This is a genomic window from Saccharospirillum sp. (assembly GCF_039982735.1).
Taxonomy (GTDB): Bacteria; Pseudomonadota; Gammaproteobacteria; order Pseudomonadales; family Natronospirillaceae; genus Saccharospirillum.
In genome coordinates, this window is record NZ_JBDWXV010000012.1 from 66,078 (window position 1) to 84,825 (window position 18,748).

General features: G+C 57.2%; 16 protein-coding genes. 4 read left to right on the plus strand and 12 right to left on the minus strand.

Features of this window, described 5'->3' with window-relative positions; translation table 11 throughout:
- Positions 1 to 46 precede the first annotated feature (46 nt).
- From rmuC to ABJT94_RS12465, 3 genes are read right to left on the minus strand one after another with little or no spacing between them, the layout of a single operon-like run.
- Positions 47 to 1,444 (minus strand): DNA recombination protein RmuC, encoded by a 1,398-nt coding sequence (rmuC, locus tag ABJT94_RS12455; RefSeq protein ID WP_348476204.1) that lies wholly within the window; start codon positions 1,442 to 1,444, stop codon positions 47 to 49.
- A gap of 14 nt (positions 1,445 to 1,458) precedes the next feature.
- Complete coding sequence (locus tag ABJT94_RS12460; protein WP_348476205.1) at positions 1,459 to 2,133, minus strand: pseudouridine synthase; 675 nt, start codon at positions 2,131 to 2,133, stop codon at positions 1,459 to 1,461.
- Positions 2,130 to 2,567, minus strand: a complete 438-nt coding sequence (locus ABJT94_RS12465) for an SRPBCC domain-containing protein (protein ID WP_348476206.1) — start codon at positions 2,565 to 2,567, stop codon at positions 2,130 to 2,132. The genes ABJT94_RS12460 and ABJT94_RS12465 overlap by 4 nt, the downstream gene beginning before the upstream one ends.
- A gap of 129 nt (positions 2,568 to 2,696) precedes the next feature.
- Here ABJT94_RS12465 and ABJT94_RS12470 point away from each other — a divergent pair, with 129 nt between their 5' ends.
- Positions 2,697 to 3,647, plus strand: coding sequence for a hypothetical protein (locus tag ABJT94_RS12470; RefSeq protein ID WP_348476208.1), 951 nt, complete (start codon positions 2,697 to 2,699; stop codon positions 3,645 to 3,647).
- A gap of 78 nt (positions 3,648 to 3,725) precedes the next feature.
- Here the strand turns inward: ABJT94_RS12470 and ABJT94_RS12475 are convergent, their stop codons facing one another.
- On the minus strand, positions 3,726 to 4,067 hold the full coding sequence (locus tag ABJT94_RS12475) for a DUF4168 domain-containing protein (RefSeq protein ID WP_348476209.1): 342 nt from the start codon (positions 4,065 to 4,067) through the stop codon (positions 3,726 to 3,728).
- 562 nt (positions 4,068 to 4,629) lie between these two features.
- Between ABJT94_RS12475 and ABJT94_RS12480 the strand changes: the two genes are divergently transcribed.
- The 3 genes from ABJT94_RS12480 (at position 4,630) to ABJT94_RS12490 (ending at position 10,239) form a co-directional block, all read left to right on the plus strand.
- A complete protein-coding gene (locus ABJT94_RS12480; protein WP_348476210.1) occupies positions 4,630 to 6,111 on the plus strand; it encodes a HAMP domain-containing sensor histidine kinase in 1,482 nt (493 codons plus the stop codon).
- On the plus strand, positions 6,104 to 7,510 hold the full coding sequence (locus ABJT94_RS12485; RefSeq protein WP_348476212.1) for a sigma-54 dependent transcriptional regulator: 1,407 nt from the start codon (positions 6,104 to 6,106) through the stop codon (positions 7,508 to 7,510). The genes ABJT94_RS12480 and ABJT94_RS12485 overlap by 8 nt, the downstream gene beginning before the upstream one ends.
- Before the next feature lie 110 nt (positions 7,511 to 7,620).
- Positions 7,621 to 10,239: an EAL domain-containing protein gene (locus ABJT94_RS12490; RefSeq protein ID WP_348476213.1), complete on the plus strand. Its 2,619-nt coding sequence runs from the start codon at positions 7,621 to 7,623 to the stop codon at positions 10,237 to 10,239.
- A 151-nt stretch (positions 10,240 to 10,390) separates the two neighbouring features.
- On the opposite strand, the gene ABJT94_RS12495 is transcribed toward ABJT94_RS12490, so the two are convergent.
- From ABJT94_RS12495 to atpA, 8 genes are all read right to left on the minus strand, one after another.
- Positions 10,391 to 10,954, minus strand: coding sequence for an MSMEG_1061 family FMN-dependent PPOX-type flavoprotein (locus ABJT94_RS12495; RefSeq protein ID WP_348476215.1), 564 nt, complete (start codon positions 10,952 to 10,954; stop codon positions 10,391 to 10,393).
- A 100-nt stretch (positions 10,955 to 11,054) separates the two neighbouring features.
- Positions 11,055 to 12,302 carry a sterol desaturase family protein gene (locus ABJT94_RS12500; RefSeq protein ID WP_348476216.1) on the minus strand — a complete coding sequence of 416 codons (1,248 nt, stop codon included), beginning with the start codon at positions 12,300 to 12,302 and terminating at the stop codon, positions 11,055 to 11,057.
- A 196-nt stretch (positions 12,303 to 12,498) separates the two neighbouring features.
- Positions 12,499 to 13,110: a lysoplasmalogenase gene (locus ABJT94_RS12505; protein ID WP_348476217.1), complete on the minus strand. Its 612-nt coding sequence runs from the start codon at positions 13,108 to 13,110 to the stop codon at positions 12,499 to 12,501.
- Complete coding sequence (locus ABJT94_RS12510) at positions 13,107 to 14,033, minus strand: DMT family transporter (RefSeq protein WP_348476219.1); 927 nt, start codon at positions 14,031 to 14,033, stop codon at positions 13,107 to 13,109. The genes ABJT94_RS12505 and ABJT94_RS12510 overlap by 4 nt, the downstream gene beginning before the upstream one ends.
- A gap of 370 nt (positions 14,034 to 14,403) precedes the next feature.
- Positions 14,404 to 14,832, minus strand: coding sequence for a F0F1 ATP synthase subunit epsilon (locus tag ABJT94_RS12515; RefSeq protein ID WP_127558441.1), 429 nt, complete (start codon positions 14,830 to 14,832; stop codon positions 14,404 to 14,406).
- Positions 14,833 to 14,850: 18 nt separating this feature from the next.
- On the minus strand, positions 14,851 to 16,260 hold the full coding sequence (gene atpD, locus ABJT94_RS12520; protein WP_348476220.1) for a F0F1 ATP synthase subunit beta: 1,410 nt from the start codon (positions 16,258 to 16,260) through the stop codon (positions 14,851 to 14,853).
- 24 nt (positions 16,261 to 16,284) lie between these two features.
- Positions 16,285 to 17,151: a F0F1 ATP synthase subunit gamma gene (atpG, locus tag ABJT94_RS12525; protein WP_348476222.1), complete on the minus strand. Its 867-nt coding sequence runs from the start codon at positions 17,149 to 17,151 to the stop codon at positions 16,285 to 16,287.
- 44 nt (positions 17,152 to 17,195) lie between these two features.
- Positions 17,196 to 18,740 (minus strand): F0F1 ATP synthase subunit alpha, encoded by a 1,545-nt coding sequence (gene atpA, locus ABJT94_RS12530; RefSeq protein WP_348476223.1) that lies wholly within the window; start codon positions 18,738 to 18,740, stop codon positions 17,196 to 17,198.
- Positions 18,741 to 18,748 lie beyond the last annotated feature (8 nt).

Consider the following 18,748-nt stretch of genomic DNA (forward strand, 5'->3'; position numbering starts at 1 on the left):
AAACTCATTATATAACACAGCCGGGGCGCTTCGATAGTGATGCGGATCAATCGCCTTCGGTTGATGAGGCCCGGGCGCCATCGGCCCGATGTTCTGCCGACAATTCGGTGGCCACACTGTCCGGCAGTTTCTGGCGCACGGTGGCGCCCAGTTCTTCGAGTATTTCAACCTGACGCACCAGTGACCCGCGACCGTCGCGCAGTGTTTTCCAGGCGGTGTCGTAGGTGTTGCTGGCGGTGTTGATCTGGCTGCCGAGCTTTTCCATGTGCATCGCAAAGGTGCGCAATTTGTCGTACACCTTGCCGGCCTGGTCGAACAGTTGCTTGGCGTTCACATTCTGGCGTTCCAGCGTCCACAGGTTGGCCACCGTGCGCAGTGTGGCCAATAGGGTGGTGGGCGTTACTACAACAATATTTTGTTTGAAGCCATCGTTAAACAGCGCAGGATCGGATTGGAAGGCCGCGACAAAGGCAGGCTCAATGGGCATGAACATCAGCACGAAATCCGGTGAGTTCAAACCGTTCAGATGCGGGTAGTTTTTATCGCTCAAGCTACGAATGTGCTGGCGCACCGCTGCGACATGCCGTTTCAGGGCCAGCTCGCGTTCCAGTTCAGTATCGGCGGCCACGTACTGCTGGTAATCGTTCAGCGAGACTTTGCTGTCGATGATCAGGTGCTTGCCATCGGGCAGGTTGACCAGAAAATCCGGCCGTTTGTTCTGGCCGTTGTCGTCTTTGAAGTTGGCTTCCCGGTCGTATTCACGGCCGCGTTGCAGGCCGGCGCTTTCCAGAATTTTCTCAGCCTGCATTTCACCCCAGTTGCCCTGCAGCTTCTTATCTCCCTTGAGCGCGCGGGTCAGGTCATCGGCCTGCTGGTTCAGTTGGGTATTCAGATCTTTGAGCTGGGTCAGCTGGCTCATCAGCTCCGTGTGGCCCCGGGTATCCTGGGTGTGAATGTCGTCGATGCGCTTGCGGAATTCCTGCACCTGTTCGCGGAACGGGGTCAGCAAGGCGTTGAGGCTGGTCTGGTTTTGTTCACTGAAACGCTTGCCCTTGGCTTCAAAAATCTCGTTGGCCAGTTGGCTGAATTCGGCTTTCAGGGCATCGCGGGTATCGGTCAGCAGTGCCACTTGTTCGCGGTGGTGTTTTTGCTCGGCCTGGTGTTGGGATTCGAGCCCGGCCAGGCGAGTTTCGCGCTGGCGCAACTGCGCCAACAAGCGATCGTTCTGAGTTTGCATGTCGTCGAGCCGGGCTTCCAGTCGTTGTGACTCCGAGGTGTGGCGTGACAGGTCAAACAGCGTTTGCTGGTGTTTAACCTCGGCGTCTGCCAGTGCGGCCTCCAACTGACGGCGCGTGCGAACGGCAAAGCCGCCCACGACCAACCCTCCCAGAGTGCAAGACAGGGACAGGCTGATCCAGACTTCCGGCAATTGCCACCACAGCATCCGGTTCTCCTTGCTTATTGATCAGCGCAAGCGCTGGCTTCCCGGGTGGCCGACATCCCGGGCAAACCCAACGCGCGCCAACGCTCAAACCAGTGCCCCTGCGGAATGGCTTCGAAGGCGTAATGCCGGTCTTGCCAGTCGAATGCCAGACGGTGGGCATGCAGATACAGACGCTCGGCCTCGCTGCCGCCATAGCGTTTATCGCCGATGATTGGACACGACAGGCTTTTCATTGCCACACGCAGCTGATGCGTCTTGCCAGTTTGGGGTAGCAAGGTATAGCCACGAATACCGGGGGCTAGGGAAACCGACGTAAAACGGGTGATAGCCGGGTGTTCCCGGGTGCGTGCCAGCATCCACTGGCCGCGACGGCTGCGCACCATATCGCCAATGACGGTACCCTGTTTTTTACTGGGCTTATGATCGCTGATGGCAAGGTACTGTTTTCGAATCTGACGGTATTGAAACTGCATGCTCAATGCGCGGTTGGCGGCGGGGTTACGCGCCATCAGCACCAGGCCGGTGGTCGGTTTATCGAGCCGGTGAACCGGGAAGACGTCGCCGCCGAGCTGGGCACGCGCCCAGCGCAATAGCCCCCAGCTGTCTTCGGATTCCTGGACTGTCCAGCCAGCGGGTTTGTCGAGCACGCAAAAATGCGGATTGCATTCGATGATGGCCGGTGGAATCACGTCCAGACACTCAAATCATCGTCGTTGACCGGCAAGTCATCGTTGTGATGGCACTGCAGGCGCAGTTTCATCAGGCGTTCGCCCCACCGAGTATTCTCGGCTGCGAGATCTGCCTCGTTCAGACGCCAGTCGCGATGTTCCAGCCGAATGGTGAAGCCGCGCTCGGCCTTTTCCAGGGTCCACAGCACCAGGGTATTTTCCCAGTCCGGGTCGCCTTGCACGCACAGCCATTCCAGGGTTTTATCGGGCTCTTCCTCAACTACTTTGAGCGTTACCGGACTGTCCAGATCATCCGAGCTCAGTCGCCAGCAATCGCCGCCGGCAATACTGACGGTGCCATCCCACCAGGCTTGCAGACCGAGGCGGGTTGTCAGCATTTCCCAGATTCGGCTGGCCGGTGCGTCGATTGTGATCTGATGAAGCAATGTAGCCATAACCACCCTCACCCGGCTTGGGCCGGATCTCGTTTTATTCATTCGTCAGCACTATTCTGACACGATTCGCCTGTTCAAGTCGCCCATCGCGAACTAAGGTGGCGGGATGTTAATCGCTGACCCGCCCCTATGAATGCACATGACTCACCGCTGGCACTGACGCCGGAGGCCTCGCTGAATCGCATGCCAGTCGTCATGACCGGGCAGGATAAACCCCGCCCCGCGCGGTACTGGGTTTCGACGCCGGCATTGCTGTCGCTGATTCACGAACACAACCCGGGTGACGAACGCTCGGTTCGCCAGTTCCTGACGACGTTCAGCGGCGAAGCCGGGGCCGACCAGGCTATTCTGCAGACCTTTGCCACACGCCTGATCCGGGTGATTCAAACCGCCCATACCGGTCAGGCCTGGGCAGATGGGTCCGATTTTCAACGCCGGTACGCGCACTACTGGCAAAGCTGCGAAACCCTGGTGCTGGCAGGTGGGCTGACCAGTGGTGAGTTTGGCCAGCAACTGGCGCACCTGCTGGAAAACGCGCTGGCGCCGTTGAACGTGCTGGTGTCACCCTGGGCCGGGCAAACCGGTCTGGTTGGGCTGGCTCAGCACTATGGATCGGCTGAGCCGCTGGTGGTGATGGATTTTGGCGCTACCGGCATCAAACGCGGGCTGGCCTACCATCATGGCAACCGCATTGTTCCGCTGCCAGAGCTGACGGTAGACCACTGGCTGGACGATCAGGGCCTATTCAGAGCCGATGCCTTTCGGGCGGTACTGAAGGACACCCGCGAGCATCTCGACGGACGCTTGCCAGTGGCCATTAGCCTGGCCTGCTATCTCGACCACGGCCACCCGCACGATTATCGCTCCGGCGTTTACCACCGGCTTATCGAGGATTGTGAGCACCTGGCGACCACGCTGCACCAGCAGTGGTTACCAGGCGCCGGTTTCTCAGGGCTGGCCTTACTGGAGCACGACAGCACCGCAGCGGCGCTGGCGTTTCGGTTTTCAAAACCGGCCATGATGGTGACGCTGGGCACGGGCCTCGGTGTTGGGGTGTGCCCGCGACATGGAGGGGTGTAGACCCCAGAGGCTACGCATAAAAAAAGCCCGCACTCAGGCGGGCCTTGTCTCAGTGCTGTCGCGTCTCAGACGAGACGATTACTGCAGCATCGTCTGAACACGCTCCATCAACTCGGGGCTCTGGCTCATCTGCTCGGCAATCTGGTTGTATTCGGCAACGGTCATGCCGGTATCTTCAACGGCGGCGACCATTTCAACCTGAGCTTCCTGTTGCAGCTCCCGAGCTTCTTCCTGGGACTCTGCAGAGGCGATCTGCTCGGAATACTCGTTGCCCAGATCCCGCACATCGGTCAGAGCAGCGGCAAACTGTTCCAGTTGAGCGTCATCCACATTGGCAGCACCATCTTCAGCCATTGCAGGAGACAGTGCAGCGGCAACGACCAGTGTCAGACCGGTTACCAACCATTTTAGGTGACTCATATCGACTCTCCTTACTTTACTTGCCTGATGTAAAAACCGTTTGGGTGTTTGCCGGGTTAAGTTTGTCAGTGACGCCCTTCTCGCCGGTTGACCTGGTGATAGCGGGAATCATGCCAGGGGGGCTTTAAGGCTCCATAAAGCTCGATAAACCATTGATTTATAAACCATTTTTTATTTATCCCAGACATCAGTTTACGACCACTCAGTCGTTTGGGCTGCATGACGGCGTCCAAAGATGGATACCTGGTATCCAGAGTGTATACATTTGTCACACATCGAATGCCGATTCCGGCCATAAGCGTTGATTTCACCATGAAAGACCCGGGTTTCTGACGATCTGCCGGGGCAGTATACTGACCCGTCTGTCTTCACCCACCCCGAATACGCCACACATACCTCTGCTGCCGCAAAGAACGCTGGTTCACTTCCTGCATTGTATTTGTTAACACGCCCTGCCCTCGGTCGGGATAGCAGATGCTGTATACTTTCGATACATGTGCCACCCGACGGGATGACGACTGACGCTGGCTCAGTACAGAATGTTAATCGGAGATGCCAAACCGTGCTTAAGGGTCCATTACGCAGTTTACATTTGTCCATGCTGGTCTGGGTGGTCTTGCCACTGCTGGTCCTGTCGGCACTGGTGGTGCAGTTGAGTCTGCATCTGGCCGTTGCACCGGCACAGGAAGAACGGCTCAAACAGGATCTGGAGCTGGTCGCCCGGGCCGTCAGGTTGCCGATTGGTGAAAGCCTGGCCAATGGCGAGGAGGCCGAAATCCAGAACGCCCTTAACTCGGTCTTCTCGATCGGCCGGGTCTATGGCGCGACTGTTTTCGATATCGACGGCAACCGCATCGCGTCAGTCGGTACGGCCGATTCCAACTTGCGCAACTCCCAGGTTGCCCAAATCGTCGTGGAAACCGGCGATACCCAGGAACGGTCGCGCACCATCAACGGACGCGATCTGTTCAGCCAATTCCTGCCTTTATACGGTGCTGGAAGGCAGATAAACGGCCTGATCCAGATCACCCGGCTGGAGAGCGACTTCGACCAGGCAAACCGGATGGTGAACCTCTACTCCTGGGGTGCCTGGATCATCGCTGCCGGGTTGATGGTGCTGATCATCATCTTTGGTCACTACCGCGGCATTGGTCGCCATGTGCAACGCCTGGTTTACACCATGAACCGCATAGAGGAAGGCGACCGCTCCATTCGGGTACCCGCGACAGGACCGCGTGAAATGGCGGACATCAGCCTGGCACTGAACCGCATGCTCGACGGGCTCGACCGGGCTGAGCGCGAGGTCAGGGAACATCAGCAATCCCAGCGGGAACTGAACAAGCGCATGCAGGCACAGGAGAAAATGGCCGCAATTGGCCGGGTTGCCAGCGGCATTGCACATGAACTGGGTGCACCACTCAGCGTCATCTCGGGTCGGGCCAGACGCCTGAGCAACCACCTCGGCGACGAACCCCGGGGCCATGAGCAATTGCAAAAGATTGAGCATCAGGTCAGCCGGCTGAACCGGATCGTGCGCCAACTGCTCGATTACTGCCGCCCTGACGGCCATGCTCAGGTGCGCTTGAACCCCGAATCGGTCGCCCGGGCCGCAGGCCACGATCTGTCATCCGAATGGCCGGAGCACCTGAACGGTATTCGCTGGGAGATTGCGCCCGACCTGCCCTCTCTGGTGGGTAATGAATCCCGACTGGTACTGGCGCTGGTGAATCTGATGCGCAACGCCATGCAGGCGGCACACAGCCAGGTTCGGGTCATTATCGCGGCGGCTGCCGACACGGTCCGGTTCGTTGTTGAGGACGATGGCGACGAACGGGCCTCAGCCCCCAGTGAAACCTTGCTGGAACCGTTCTACACCAGCAAACCGGCCGGTCAGGGGTCCGGATTGGGGCTGGCCATTGTGAACAATGTGGCGCTTGAACACGACGGTACCCTGACCCTCTGCCAGGGGGAACAAGGTGGCTTTCGGGCAGAGCTGAGTCTGCCTCTGCCGCATCTTTCACAGGAGACGCAAACCCATGAGTGACCAGACCCGCATTCTGATCGTTGAGGATGACCAGGACTTGGCCGACCTGCTGGTGGATGAACTGAGCGACGAAGGCTTTCAGGTGCACCACTGCCTGTCGACCGAGGCTGCCGTGCCCACCTTGCATGAACTGAAACCCCACCTGGTGATCAGCGACCTGCGCTTACCCGGCCGCAGCGGTATGGACATGTTAAAGCAGTGCCGCACTGGCGACACCCAGCCCAGCTTTCTGATGATCACCGCCTACGGCACCATTAACCAGGCCGTGGAAGCCCTGAAAGCCGGGGCCAATGAGTTTCTTACCAAACCTTTTGCCATGGACCACCTGATTCTGACGGTTCGCAAATTGCTGCAGCTCCAGCAAATGAAGACCGAGGTGGAGCAATACCGGCGCCTGCTGGCATCGGACCAGTTCCAGGGGTTAATTGGCCGCAGCCGGGCCATGCAGTCGCTGTATCATCAGATACAGCAAATTGGCCCCGCGGACGGACCCGTGCTGGTGCTGGGTGAGAGCGGCACCGGCAAGGAGCTGGTGGCGAAGGCCATCCATGCCGAAAGCCAGCGCGCCGAGGGCCCCTTTATCGCCGTCAATTGCGCCGGCATTCCCTCCGAATTGATTGAAAGCGAGTTCTTCGGGCACGCCGCCGGCGCCTTCACCGGGGCCCGTGGTTCCCGCCCCGGGCTGTTCATTCAAGCCGAGGGCGGCACCCTGCTACTGGATGAAATTGCGGAAATGCCCTTCGGATTGCAGGCCAAACTGCTGCGAGTATTGCAGGAAGGCACCGTACGGCGCGTGGGTGAAGATACCGAGACGCCGGTGAACGTGCGCATCATCGCTGCCACGCATCAGGACCTGGAGCACTGCATTCAGGACGGCCGCTTTCGGGAAGACCTTTACTACCGGCTGGAAACCTTTGCTCTGGCCATTCCGCCCTTACGTGAGCGCCGGGGGGATACATTACTGCTGGCCCGCCATTTCCTGAAAGCGGCCATTCAGACCAAGGAACCGGCCATCACCGGGTTTACCCGGGAGGCGGAACAGGCGCTCGAACACTACCCTTACCCGGGCAATGTGCGCGAGCTGCAAAACGCGGTGGAGCGCGCCATTGCCTTTTGTGACCAGCCTCAGATAGACCGGCATCACCTGCCCGCCCGCATTGCCGACTATGAGGCCGGCAAGCAGGAATCCCCGTCGCAATTGCAGGCACAACAGGTCGCACCCGGTCTGACCGACACCGGTGCGTTGCCCAGCCTGGAGACGGTGCAGCGCGACTATATTCACCGGGTATTGTCGGTCACCGGGGGCAACAAACGTCAGGCCGCAGCGATACTGGGAGTCACTCGTCGCACACTGTACCGGTGGCTCGCCAAAGACGATGACCCCGCTGACGCTCTTTGACGTCAAACTGAGTCATCATTTCCGCTGGCCAGGGGCTTTGAAGCAGTATCAGCAAGCCTCTGATCAGGGCTATACTGAAAAAAACCCAAACCAAGCCGAGGATAGACTGCATGCTGGTAGTGAGTCTGGTCACCGCGTTGTTGCTGTTGCTGGCGACCTTTTTCGTAGGCTCAACGGGTGGCGATGCAGCCCTTGCAGCCACTGCCGCCACGACTTTGTTGGTGGGTGCTTACTATCAAAAAAACCTCACCGCAATGCACCTTGCCATTCTCGCAGCGGTCACCGTCGTGCCGGTAACCCAGTGGTTTGAAGTGCTGGTGATTGAACGGGACCGAAGTGAGCAACAGCAGGTCGTACGGGAACAGATTGGCCGCCTTTCCAGCCAACTGGAAACCGCCCTGATCGCCAATCGGGGGTATCTGGATGCACTGAGCTTGCTCGCCTCTACAGAACCCGACGTCAGCCAGGCACGCTACCGGCAATGGCTCCAGCAATTGATTCCGGCACAGACCTTCAGCTTGCTGAACACCACCATCACCAACCAGTTCGTGATCACCCACGTGTACCCCCCTGAGCCGCAAAATCTTGCCTTGCTCGGCACCAACCTGGCGCTGGTGCCAGACCAGGTTGATGATATCCGCGAGGTGATGGAAACCCAGATGGCCAAAATCGTTGGCCCCCTGACCGTGTTACAGGGCGACACTGCATTGGTCTACCGCCTGCCAATTTCCGGCCAACCGCACATGATCATTTCGGGCGTGGTCTCACTGGATCAGGTCATCGCGCGGGCTGTTTCTGGTGTGGATAACCTGAAATTAGGCTTGTCGGTCAGCCGAGGTGATGACACAACCCGACTGTTCAGCCAGGGCACACTGGGTCGTCACCGGGTATCCACCCAGTTTGAGCATGGCGGCCTGTCCTGGTCGGTTCTGGCCGAGCCCCAGGCAGGCTGGGTAACCCCCACCCAAACGCTGTGGATGACCCGCGCCTCGGCCTTTGCGGTCTGGCTATTCATCGTCTTGCTGCTGGGTTCGCAGTACCGCGTCATGCGTCAGCGTGAACAGGAGCGACTGCAGTTGAAAATTCAGGAAAGCAAGCTGCTGGAAGCACAGCGGCTAGGCCGGCTGGGTTCCTGGACCTCGTTGCCAGCCGATCAGTTTGCGCTCTCGGCCCCCCTGATGGAATTACTCGGCACCGATCAGCCCAGACTGAACCGGGAGGCGATGATCAACTACATCTACGAGCCCGACCGGCCCTACTTCACCATGCATACCCAGAGCGTACTGGATGGCAGCCAGCCCTTTGCCCGCTTTGAACACCGCATTATTACGCCGAGCGCCCTGCTCTGGGTGGAGCAAACCATTGCACTGAATGACAACCAGGAACTGACCGGGATGCTGCGTGACATCACCGAGATCAAGTCGACCGAGGCCGAACTGCAAAAGCTGAACTACTACGACTCACTCACCGGTGCATCCAACCGGAATTTCTTCGGCAAGCAGGTGCAGCAGGGCATTTCGCTGTCGCAACGCAACCAGAACCACCTGGCGCTGGTGCTGTTCGACCTCGACAATTTCAAAACCATCAATACCAACTACGGCCACACCGTCGGCGATGAGGTACTGAAGCAACTGACCGAACGCATCAAATACTGCATTCGCAACAGCGATACCGTCGCACGCCTGTCTGGCGATACCTTCGCCATCTGCCTGCAAAACCTGAAAGACCCCAGCCACTCCATCTTTGTGGCTGATACCCTGCTGAAATCCATCACCGAGATCATTGAAATCGACGAGGTGCGCATCAGCATCACCGCAACGCTGGGCATCGCCACCAGCCCGACCGACGACATCGACTACGAGGGCCTGGTCAAGAAAGCCGAGATCGCCCTGCGCAAGGCCAAAGAGATCGACCGCGGCAGCTACCAGTTCTATTCCGACCAGATGAACCTTGAAAACGATCGCCGCCAGGACATTCTGCGCCTGTTGCCCTATGCCCTGCAAAACAACGAATTTCACCTGGTGCTGCAACCCCGGGTCGACCGGGTCGATCAGCGCTGGCGCAGCCTGGAAGTCCTGTTGCGCTGGAACAGCCACGAACTGGGCGTGGTTTCACCTGGCGAATTCATTCCCATCGCCGAAGGCAGCCATTTGATTGTCGAGATCGGCAACTGGGTTATCCGACGTGCCCTGGAAGAGTTCAGCGAGCACCTGGATCAGCTTGACGATGAGGTCGTCGTGTCAATCAACCTTTCACCCAAGCAGCTGGAAGAGCGGAATCTCAGCCTGTTCATCGCCAGTGAAATACACCAGGCCAATGTGCCTGCGCACCGCGTTGAATTCGAGATAACCGAGCATTCACTGACCGAAGAATCCGACACGACACTGACCGCCATGGCCGAGCTGTCGTCGATGGGCATTCGCTTTGCGATGGATGATTTCGGCACCGGATACTCCAACCTGGGCATGCTGCAAGCGCTACCGTTACACGTTCTCAAGATTGATCAGCGCTTTATTCAGCGCCTCGAAGACGGGTCCAGGCACCTGGCCCTGGTCGAAGCCATTATCGATCTGGGCCACACGCTCGACCTGACGGTGGTCGCCGAAGGAGTAGAAACCGAAGCCCAGGTCAGATTGCTGGCGGAGCTGGGCTGTGACGAACTGCAAGGCTATTTCTTCTACCGTCCGCAACCTTTCACAGAACTGTTAAAGGAGCGCGTAATCAGCTAGCAGGCCAGCCTCAGGAGCAACAGGAAACCTAACCAGCCGCTGATCCTGATCACTGGCATATCGCTTTTTTCACCAGCACGGATTCTTCCTGTCGCCCACGCAGTGGCCTTCTGCCAAAACCGGGCTTGCCGCGTACATGGCACCAGGATTTCTAAACTGCGCTCTTAGCTTCAATCTGATCTCTAATCATCTTACCCAGAGGCGGCAATACCGACCGTTCTACCTGAGCAGCCGGGTCCCACAGCTCCGCCGTTGTTAGTGACCGGGCGCAATGCAGGAACACTTCTTCGATGTGCACGCAAATAACACTGATCGGAGTCTGCTTCAGATGTGAAAACTGCACCAGGCTGGCGTCGTCGATGCGAATCTCGGCTTTGCCATTGATGCGCAGCGTCTCGTGAATTCCCGGCACCAGAAACAGGCACCCGACCGAGGGGTTCAGCACAATATTGCGCAGTGAATCGAGTCGGTTGTTGCCTTTGGCATCGGGGATCAGCAGGGTGGTGTCATCGAGTATTTTGACAAAGCCGGGTTCGCCACCGCGCGGCGAACTGTCGAGTTGACCCTGCTCGTTAGAGGTCGACATCACCATAAAAGGCGACAGAGACAGGAACTGACGGGAGTGTACTTCAAGGGCGGTCAATACTTTCTGACGAACCATGTCATGCGGATGGCCATAATGGTCCCGCAGAGCGGCTTCGGAGGTGAGTTTCATACCAATCCTTTCTGGCAGACAGGCCGGCCGACAATGACCGACCTGAGAATGGGAATCACCTCAAATAATGCCAGATCGGGTGCCATAAACCCAGCCGCATTCAAGCCAGCGTGCGCGGATCCACCGACTTCTCAGCCCAGACTTTACGGCGTGACCAGGCCGCCGCCATAACTGTGGTGGCGGCAAACGCCACAAACAGCGCAGCGACCTGCCCGCCAGGCAGCAGCCAGCCAGACACCCACCAGGGCAAAGTGGCACAGAGCAGCCAAAACGCGGCCGCAAGCCGAGTAGCGTATTTGCGTTGCTCCAGAATCCGGCCATTGATAAAAAGTCCTCCGCCCAGCGGAACAAAATGGGCCAGCGCCAGGCCAAATGTCAGGTCATTGGTGAACAGCAGGAACCAGACAGTCCAGCCCATCAACACAATGTGTATTGCGACCACAACGGCACTGGTAACGGCTGACGGCGCGTTATTGAACTTCTGTTGAGTGTCCGGCAGGCAACGCGGCAGTGGATGGTTTTCTTTAACGTCCTCCGGTCGCCAGCCGGTAGGCATACACCAGATACGCAGTTTGTCTTTCCAGCTACGGGCGTGCCAGGCATCCTGAATCAGTTGCCCCCAGACATGCCAGTTGGCAAAAAACGGATTCCAGCTGTGCAGCGGCTTGCGTACGCCATAAGCGCAGGGTTCGTCTGCCAGCTCCGGCTGGTAAGTCCTGAACAGGCGGTCCCAGAGAATGAACACACCGCCAAAATTACGGTCTATATAGGGGTCGTTAATGGCATGATGCACGCGGTGATTCATCGGCGTCACAAACACCTTCTCATACCAGCCCAGCGTGCCGATAAAGCGCGTATGCACCCAGTATTGATAAATCAGATTCAGCGAACCGACAGTGACAATCACCTCCGGAGGAAAGCCGGCAAACAACATGGGCAAATAGAAAATAGAGCCGATCACAAAGCCATTGAACGGTTGGCGCAAGGCCGTAGAAAGGTTGAATTCCTCACTCTGGTGATGCACCACATGAATGCCCCAGAGCACATTGATCTGGTGCTGGCTGCGGTGGCTCCAGTAATAGCAGAAATCGTAAAACACAAAGGCCACCACCCAAAGCAGTGGCGTCATGGTCAATTCGCCGTGAGGTAGTACCGCCCACAGCGTGGCGTAAGCCAGGAAGCTCACCAGCCGGGTGGCAAAGCCCATGGTCTGGCTGAGCATACCGGTGCTGAGCGAGGCGATGGCATCGTTGGTGCGGTAATAACCGGTTTTCTTTCGCCAGTCGACAACCAGCTCGATCAACAGCAACAGCATAAAACCGGGAATGGCATAGAGAATCAGATTCACGCAGAACCTCCACTGGCTGACCTGGCTGCAGTATAGCCGACCGGTCGCCGTGTATTATTGTTATTAAAGCGACAGTCTGACCTCGCACCGGGGCCAAAGGCAACCGATGATCCGTGCCTCTGCTTTTGGAAGGCCTAATACTTAAAACCGAACGCCGACCTTGGCGTTCTGTTCATCAATCCCGCAACTCTTTACCTCAATCCCGCAACAAGGCCCGCACAATGCAGAACTGGGCCAAGTAGTAAGTCAGCATCACCGCCCAGGGCTGGCCAGCGAAGGGCGATGCAAACAGGCCAATGGCGATCAACGAGTCCGACAGAATAAACACCGCTGCCCCAAAAAACGCCGGATACAACGCAAAACGGCTGTTCAAAGCCGCCACGCCCATGAACATGATAGCGACCATGTACGCCAGTACCGGCACCGTAAGAGCGGCCAGATTTGGCCAGCACCAGACTAGCACCGCCATAGCCCACACCAGCAGAAACACCACCCAGGCAAACCGGTCCGGCCGCCAGGCAAAGCGTCGGGCAAACAAAACACCGTACGTCAGTTGGGCAATCAGAAAAGCACCGAGCCCAAACACAAAGAGATTCAGCTCCAGTAGTACATCGCCCAGCGAACTGATCAGAATGGCCACCAATAACCATGGCTTCGCTGGCACCGACGGCGTACGCAACACAGCAAAGGCCAGCAACCAGATCGGCGCCGCCTTGATCACCCATTCGAACGCAAAGGGCGAGCCCAGCATGGCAATCAGATAGATCAGCGCCAGTGCCCAGTAGCTCTGTTTCATCGCAATGTTCATTCTGCTACTCCTTTGGCTTTTTGCCGCAGTTGCGTCAACAGCAAGGTCAACGCAACACCCACGATGACGCAGACAATGCCCAGCCACTGGGCCGCCGATACCGGCTCACGCAGCACCACAAGTGTCAGCAACGCATTGAACAGCGGCGCCGTGGTCATCATCAGCCCGGCTATGTTGGCATTACTGGCCCCCACCGCCTTGATCCAGGAAAAAAACGCGACCAGCGACGGAAACACCGCCACATAAGCCACCGTCCACCACAAGTCAGTCGGTGGTATCAGAATCTCGCCGCGCAAAGCCCCACTCAGCCAGAACGGTACGATCATCAAACTGCCCAGGCCAATGAAAAAGGTCAGCATGCCCACGCTGTTCACTTCCCAGACCGGCAGCTTCTTCAGCATCACCGAATAGAACGACCAGCTGATCAACCCGATGAAAAAGATACCGTCGCCGATCAGTGACTGGCCGCCGATACTGAGCGCCATCTGACCATCGGTCAGCACCACAAAGGCACCAAATACAGCCAATGTGGCGGTGAGCCACTGGGCAACGCTCATACGGCCTATGCCCAGCCAGGCACTGAGCATAAAGATCATCACCGGCATCAGAGCCGCCATGGCGCCCACATTCACCGGTTGGGTGTATTTAAGCGCCCAGTACTGCAGCGTGTTGTACAACGTGACACTCAACAACGCCAGTAACAGCAACGTCTTGAAATGAGTGCGATACCAGGGCCACTGGCGCCGGATGTGCGGAATACCAATAGGCGCGATCAGCAAAAACGCCAGCCACCAACGAAACTGGGACAGCGTAAAGGCCGGTAGCGACACCACGGCAATCTTGCCGACGATGGCGTTGGTCGCCCAAAAAAAGTTAGCCATCGCCGAGAAGCCAATAGCGATGAGGAGCTGGCGTGAAGTCATTGTTATTCGCGTATCGTTGGAATTTATTATGGAGTGGGAGTGTCGGGGTTTTGGGGGGTTGAGGCAAGGTCTACTGAGCTGAGAGCTTTGAGCTGCGAGTTAAGAGCTTTAAGCTGAGAGCCACGAGCTATTAGTAGTGAGTAAAAGGTTTCGGAGTGGGCACGATGTGAGCAGTGGGTGCCGGGTATGCCTCTGTGGGGTAGTCCGCAACAGGGATGTTGCGGTCTAGGCTCCATGGACGGATTCACGCCGACCCCACAGAGGCATACCCGGCGCCCGACGCGGACCCGCGCCACCGACCAAAACTCAACCTCCGAGCCCATAAAAAAAGCGACCCGAAGGTCGCTTTTTAGACAAGCCAAAAAGCCTGTTATTTCTTGCCGCGCAGTCGCTTCAGTTCGCGCAGGGTACGCAACTGGGCTGACGCACGCGCCAGATCAGCAGCCACCACGGCGAATTCTTCTTCGGCGATTTTGCTGGCGATGACTTTCTCGGCATCGGCTTTGGCTTTTTCAGCCGCCGCCATGTCAATGTCACCACCGCGCAATGCGGTATCGGCCAGAATGGTCACGACGTGCGGCTGGACTTCAAGGAAGCCGCCGGATACGTAGAACACTTCTTCCGACCCGTTCTGCAGAATCAACCGAACCGGTGCCGGGTTCAGCCGTGTCAGCAAAGGCGCATGGCTGGGCTTGACGCCCAGTTCACCCATTTCGCCCTCACAGACGACGGTTTCAACCAGCCCCGAGAAGATGTTCTCTTCCGCGCTGACGATGTCGCAGTGTACTGTCATAGCCATTGTTAACCTCCGGCGCGATCAGCCCTTTTTGGCTCGAGCATTGTAGGCTTCCATCACTTCATCGATGGTGCCTTTCATGTAGAAATCCTGCTCGGGAACCTGATCGTACTCACCGTCCAGAATGCCCTGGAAGCCACGGATGGTCTCTTTCAGCGACACGTACTTGCCGGGTGCGCCGGTGAAGATTTCCGCAACGTGGAACGGCTGAGACAGGAAACGCTCAATCTTACGGGCACGGGCTACGATCATTTTGTCTTCATCAGACAATTCGTCCATACCCAGAATCGCGATGATGTCCTTCAGCTCTTTATAGCTCTGCAGAACACCCTGAACGCCACGGGCACAGTCGTAATGCTCGTTACCGATAACCAGCGGGTCGAGCTGACGCGAGGTTGAACCCAGAGGGTCAACCGCCGGGTAAATACCCAGTGCGGCAATGTCACGACTCAATACAACCGTTGCATCCAAGTGAGCAAAGGTTGTGGCCGGTGACGGGTCGGTCAAGTCATCCGCAGGTACGTATACCGCCTGAACCGAGGTAATAGACCCGGTCTTGGTTGAGGTAATACGTTCCTGCAGAACACCCATCTCTTCCGCCAGCGTCGGCTGGTAACCTACCGCAGACGGCATACGACCCAGCAGGGCGGATACTTCAGTACCGGCCAGGGTGTAACGGTAGATGTTGTCCACGAAGAACAGAACGTCACGGCCTTCGTCACGGAACTTCTCGGCCATGGTCAGACCGGTCAGTGCCACCCGCAGACGGTTACCGGGGGGTTCGTTCATCTGGCCGTAAACCATGGCCACTTTCGATTCAGACAGTTTGTCCAGCTTGATAACACCGGCTTCGGACATTTCGTGATAGAAGTCGTTACCTTCACGAGTCCGCTCGCCCACACCGGCGAACACAGACAAACCACTGTGCTCGGTCGCGATGTTGTTGATCAGCTCAAGCATGTTAACGGTCTTGCCGACACCGGCACCACCGAACAGACCGACTTTACCGCCCTTGGCGAACGGGCAGATCAGGTCGATTACCTTGATGCCGGTTTCCAGCAAGTCCTGGCTTTGGGCCTGTTCGGCGTAAGTCGGGGCGTCGCGGTGAATGACCATGTGGTCATCGGCACCGATGTCGCCGCGCTCGTCGATAGGCTCGCCCAGTACGTTCATGATACGACCCAGGGTCGCAACACCCACCGGTACGGTAATACCGGTGCCGGTGCTTTCTACGCTCAGTCCACGCTTAACGCCTTCGGTGCTGCCCATGGCAATGGTGCGTACAACGCCATCGCCCAACTGCTGCTGCACTTCCAGGGTCAGGTTTACTTCAGCGACTTTCAACGCGTCGTAAACTTTCGGTACGTTGTCACGCGGGAATTCCACGTCGACGACGGCACCGATAATCTGTGTGATACGTCCGCTACTCATCTTCTGTATCCTCTCAAAACCGTTTTATGAAACCGCTGAGGCGCCACCCACGATCTCGGCGATCTCTTGGGTAATGGCTGCCTGACGCGCCTTGTTGTATTCCATATTGAGACTGTCGATCAGCTCCCCGGCATTATCGGTGGCGCTCTTCATCGCCATCATGCGCGAAGCCTGTTCGCAAGCCAGATTTTCCACCACGCCCTGATACACCACCGATTCGACATAGCGAACCAGCAGATGATCCAGCAGCGCTTCGGCGTTTGGCTCGTATATGTAGTCCCAGGTATGTCGGCGCGACGTCTCGTCTTCAGCGGCCTTCAATGGCAACAGCTGCTCAATTCCGGGCTTTTGCACCATGGTGTTCACAAACTCGTTAAACACCACAAACAAGCGGTCAATCTTGCCGGCGTTGAAGTCATCCAACATGACTTTCACACCGCCAATCAGGTCACTCACAGCGGGCTTGTCGCCCAGCTGAGTCATGCTCGCGACAACGTCGTAGCCGCGTGATTTGAAGTAACCCGTACCCTTGCTGCCAATGGCACATACTTGCACCGTTGCGCCCTTGTTCTTCCAGTCGGCCACGTCTTTTGCGACCTGCTTGAACAGGTTAGCGTTCAACCCGCCACACAGTCCGCGATCGGTTGAGATTACAATGTAACCCACCCGCTTGACGTCGCGTTCCATCAGATAAGGATGACGGTATTCGGGGTTGGCGTTCGCCAAATGCCCGATCACCGCCCGGATTTTGTCAGCATAGGGCTTACTGGCGTCCATCCGGTCCTGAGCTTTACGCTTTTTACTCGCAGCGACCATTTCCATCGCGGAAGTAATCTTCTGCGTGTTTTTAATGCCCGATATTTTCGTGCGAATCTCTTTTCCGGCTGCCATAGCAATGCCTCAGTTCAATCGGCTGTCCGAAGACAGCCGGTGAATTACCAGGTCTGCGTTGCTTTGAATTTTTCCAAAGCGTCCTTCAGCGAACCAGCAATCTCGTCGTTATAATTGCCGGTATCGTTGATCTGTTTCATCAGATCCGCGTGTTCGCTGTTCATGTAGGAGTGCAGTGCCGCTTCAAACCGCCCGACTTCTTTGATTTCCAAAGCTTTCAGGTGGCCTTCGTTGGCGGCATAAACTGAGACAGCCATTTCTGCAACCGACAAGGGTGCATACTGGCCTTGCTTCATCAACTCGGTAACGCGCTGACCATGCTCCAACTGAGCCTTGGTCGCTTCGTCAAGATCCGACGCGAACTGGGAGAATGCCGCCAGTTCACGGTACTGAGCCAGAGCGGTACGAATACCACCGGCCAGCTTCTTGATGATCTTGGTCTGGGCTGAACCACCCACACGCGATACCGAAATACCGGCGTTCATCGCAGGGCGAATACCCGCGTTGAACAGGTCGGTCTCAAGGAAGATCTGACCGTCGGTAATGGAGATCACGTTGGTTGGTACGAACGCAGACACGTCACCACCCTGAGTTTCAATGATAGGCAGTGCGGTCAGAGAACCGGTTTTGCCTTTCACTTCACCCTTGGTGAACTGTTCAACGTACTCGGCGTTAACGCGCGAGGAACGTTCCAGCAAACGGGAGTGCAAATAGAAAACGTCACCCGGGAAGGCTTCACGGCCCGGCGGACGACGCAGCAGCAGAGAGATCTGACGATAGGCAACGGCCTGTTTGGACAGGTCATCGTAAATGATCAGAGCGTCTTCACCGCGGTCACGGAAGTATTCACCCATGGTGCAACCGGCGTACGGTGCCAGGAACTGCATGGACGCAGGTTCTGAGGCCGAGGCGGCAACAATGGTGGTGTATTCCATGGCGCCATGCTCTTCCAGCTTGCGCACCACGTTGGCAATGGTCGATTGCTTCTGACCAATGGCAACGTAGACGCATTTAATGCCGGAGTTTTTCTGAGCCATGATGGCATCGACGGCCAGAGCGGTTTTACCGGTCTGACGGTCACCAATGATCAGCTCACGCTGACCACGGCCAATCGGCACCATGGCGTCAACGGCTTTATAACCGGTCTGTACCGGCTGGTCGACCGACTGACGGGCAATAACGCCCGGCGCGACCTTTTCCAGCGGATCTGTCAGGGTGGTTTTCACCGGGCCCTTGCCGTCGATCGGGTTACCCAGGGCGTCAACGACGCGACCGAGCAATTCCGGACCAATGGGAACTTCCAGGATGCGACCGGTGCACTTACAGGTCTGGCCTTCGGCCAGATCCTTGTAGTCACCCAACACGATCGCACCAACAGAGTCTTGTTCCAGGTTCAGGGCCATACCAAACAGCCCGTTGTGGAACTCAATCATCTCACCAGACATGACATCGGCCAGACCATGAATACGCACGATACCGTCGGATACGCTGACGATAGTGCCTTCGTTCTGGGCCTTGGAGCTGGTATCGAGTTTGCCGATACGCTCCTTGATGATGTCACTGATTTCTGAAGGATTCAGTTGCTGCATTCTTTTTC

What these genes read in the sequence shown, in the direction of transcription:
- ABJT94_RS12475 (WP_348476209.1), bottom strand. Translation starts at nt 4,067, where the DNA reads ATGAGTCACCTAAAATGGTTGGTAACCGGTCTGACACTGGTCGTTGCC.
- atpD (WP_348476220.1), bottom strand. Translation starts at nt 16,260, where the DNA reads ATGAGTAGCGGACGTATCACACAGATTATCGGTGCCGTCGTCGACGTG.
- ABJT94_RS12465 (WP_348476206.1), bottom strand. Translation starts at nt 2,567, where the DNA reads ATGGCTACATTGCTTCATCAGATCACAATCGACGCACCGGCCAGCCGA.
- ABJT94_RS12485 (WP_348476212.1), top strand. Translation starts at nt 6,104, where the DNA reads ATGAGTGACCAGACCCGCATTCTGATCGTTGAGGATGACCAGGACTTG.
- atpG (WP_348476222.1), bottom strand. Translation starts at nt 17,151, where the DNA reads ATGGCAGCCGGAAAAGAGATTCGCACGAAAATATCGGGCATTAAAAAC.
- ABJT94_RS12495 (WP_348476215.1), bottom strand. Translation starts at nt 10,954, where the DNA reads ATGAAACTCACCTCCGAAGCCGCTCTGCGGGACCATTATGGCCATCCG.
- ABJT94_RS12490 (WP_348476213.1), top strand. Translation starts at nt 7,621, where the DNA reads ATGCTGGTAGTGAGTCTGGTCACCGCGTTGTTGCTGTTGCTGGCGACC.
- rmuC (WP_348476204.1), bottom strand. Translation starts at nt 1,444, where the DNA reads ATGCTGTGGTGGCAATTGCCGGAAGTCTGGATCAGCCTGTCCCTGTCT.
- atpA (WP_348476223.1), bottom strand. Translation starts at nt 18,740, where the DNA reads ATGCAGCAACTGAATCCTTCAGAAATCAGTGACATCATCAAGGAGCGT.
- ABJT94_RS12510 (WP_348476219.1), bottom strand. Translation starts at nt 14,033, where the DNA reads ATGACTTCACGCCAGCTCCTCATCGCTATTGGCTTCTCGGCGATGGCT.
- ABJT94_RS12515 (WP_127558441.1), bottom strand. Translation starts at nt 14,832, where the DNA reads ATGGCTATGACAGTACACTGCGACATCGTCAGCGCGGAAGAGAACATC.
- ABJT94_RS12470 (WP_348476208.1), top strand. Translation starts at nt 2,697, where the DNA reads ATGAATGCACATGACTCACCGCTGGCACTGACGCCGGAGGCCTCGCTG.
- ABJT94_RS12505 (WP_348476217.1), bottom strand. Translation starts at nt 13,110, where the DNA reads ATGAACATTGCGATGAAACAGAGCTACTGGGCACTGGCGCTGATCTAT.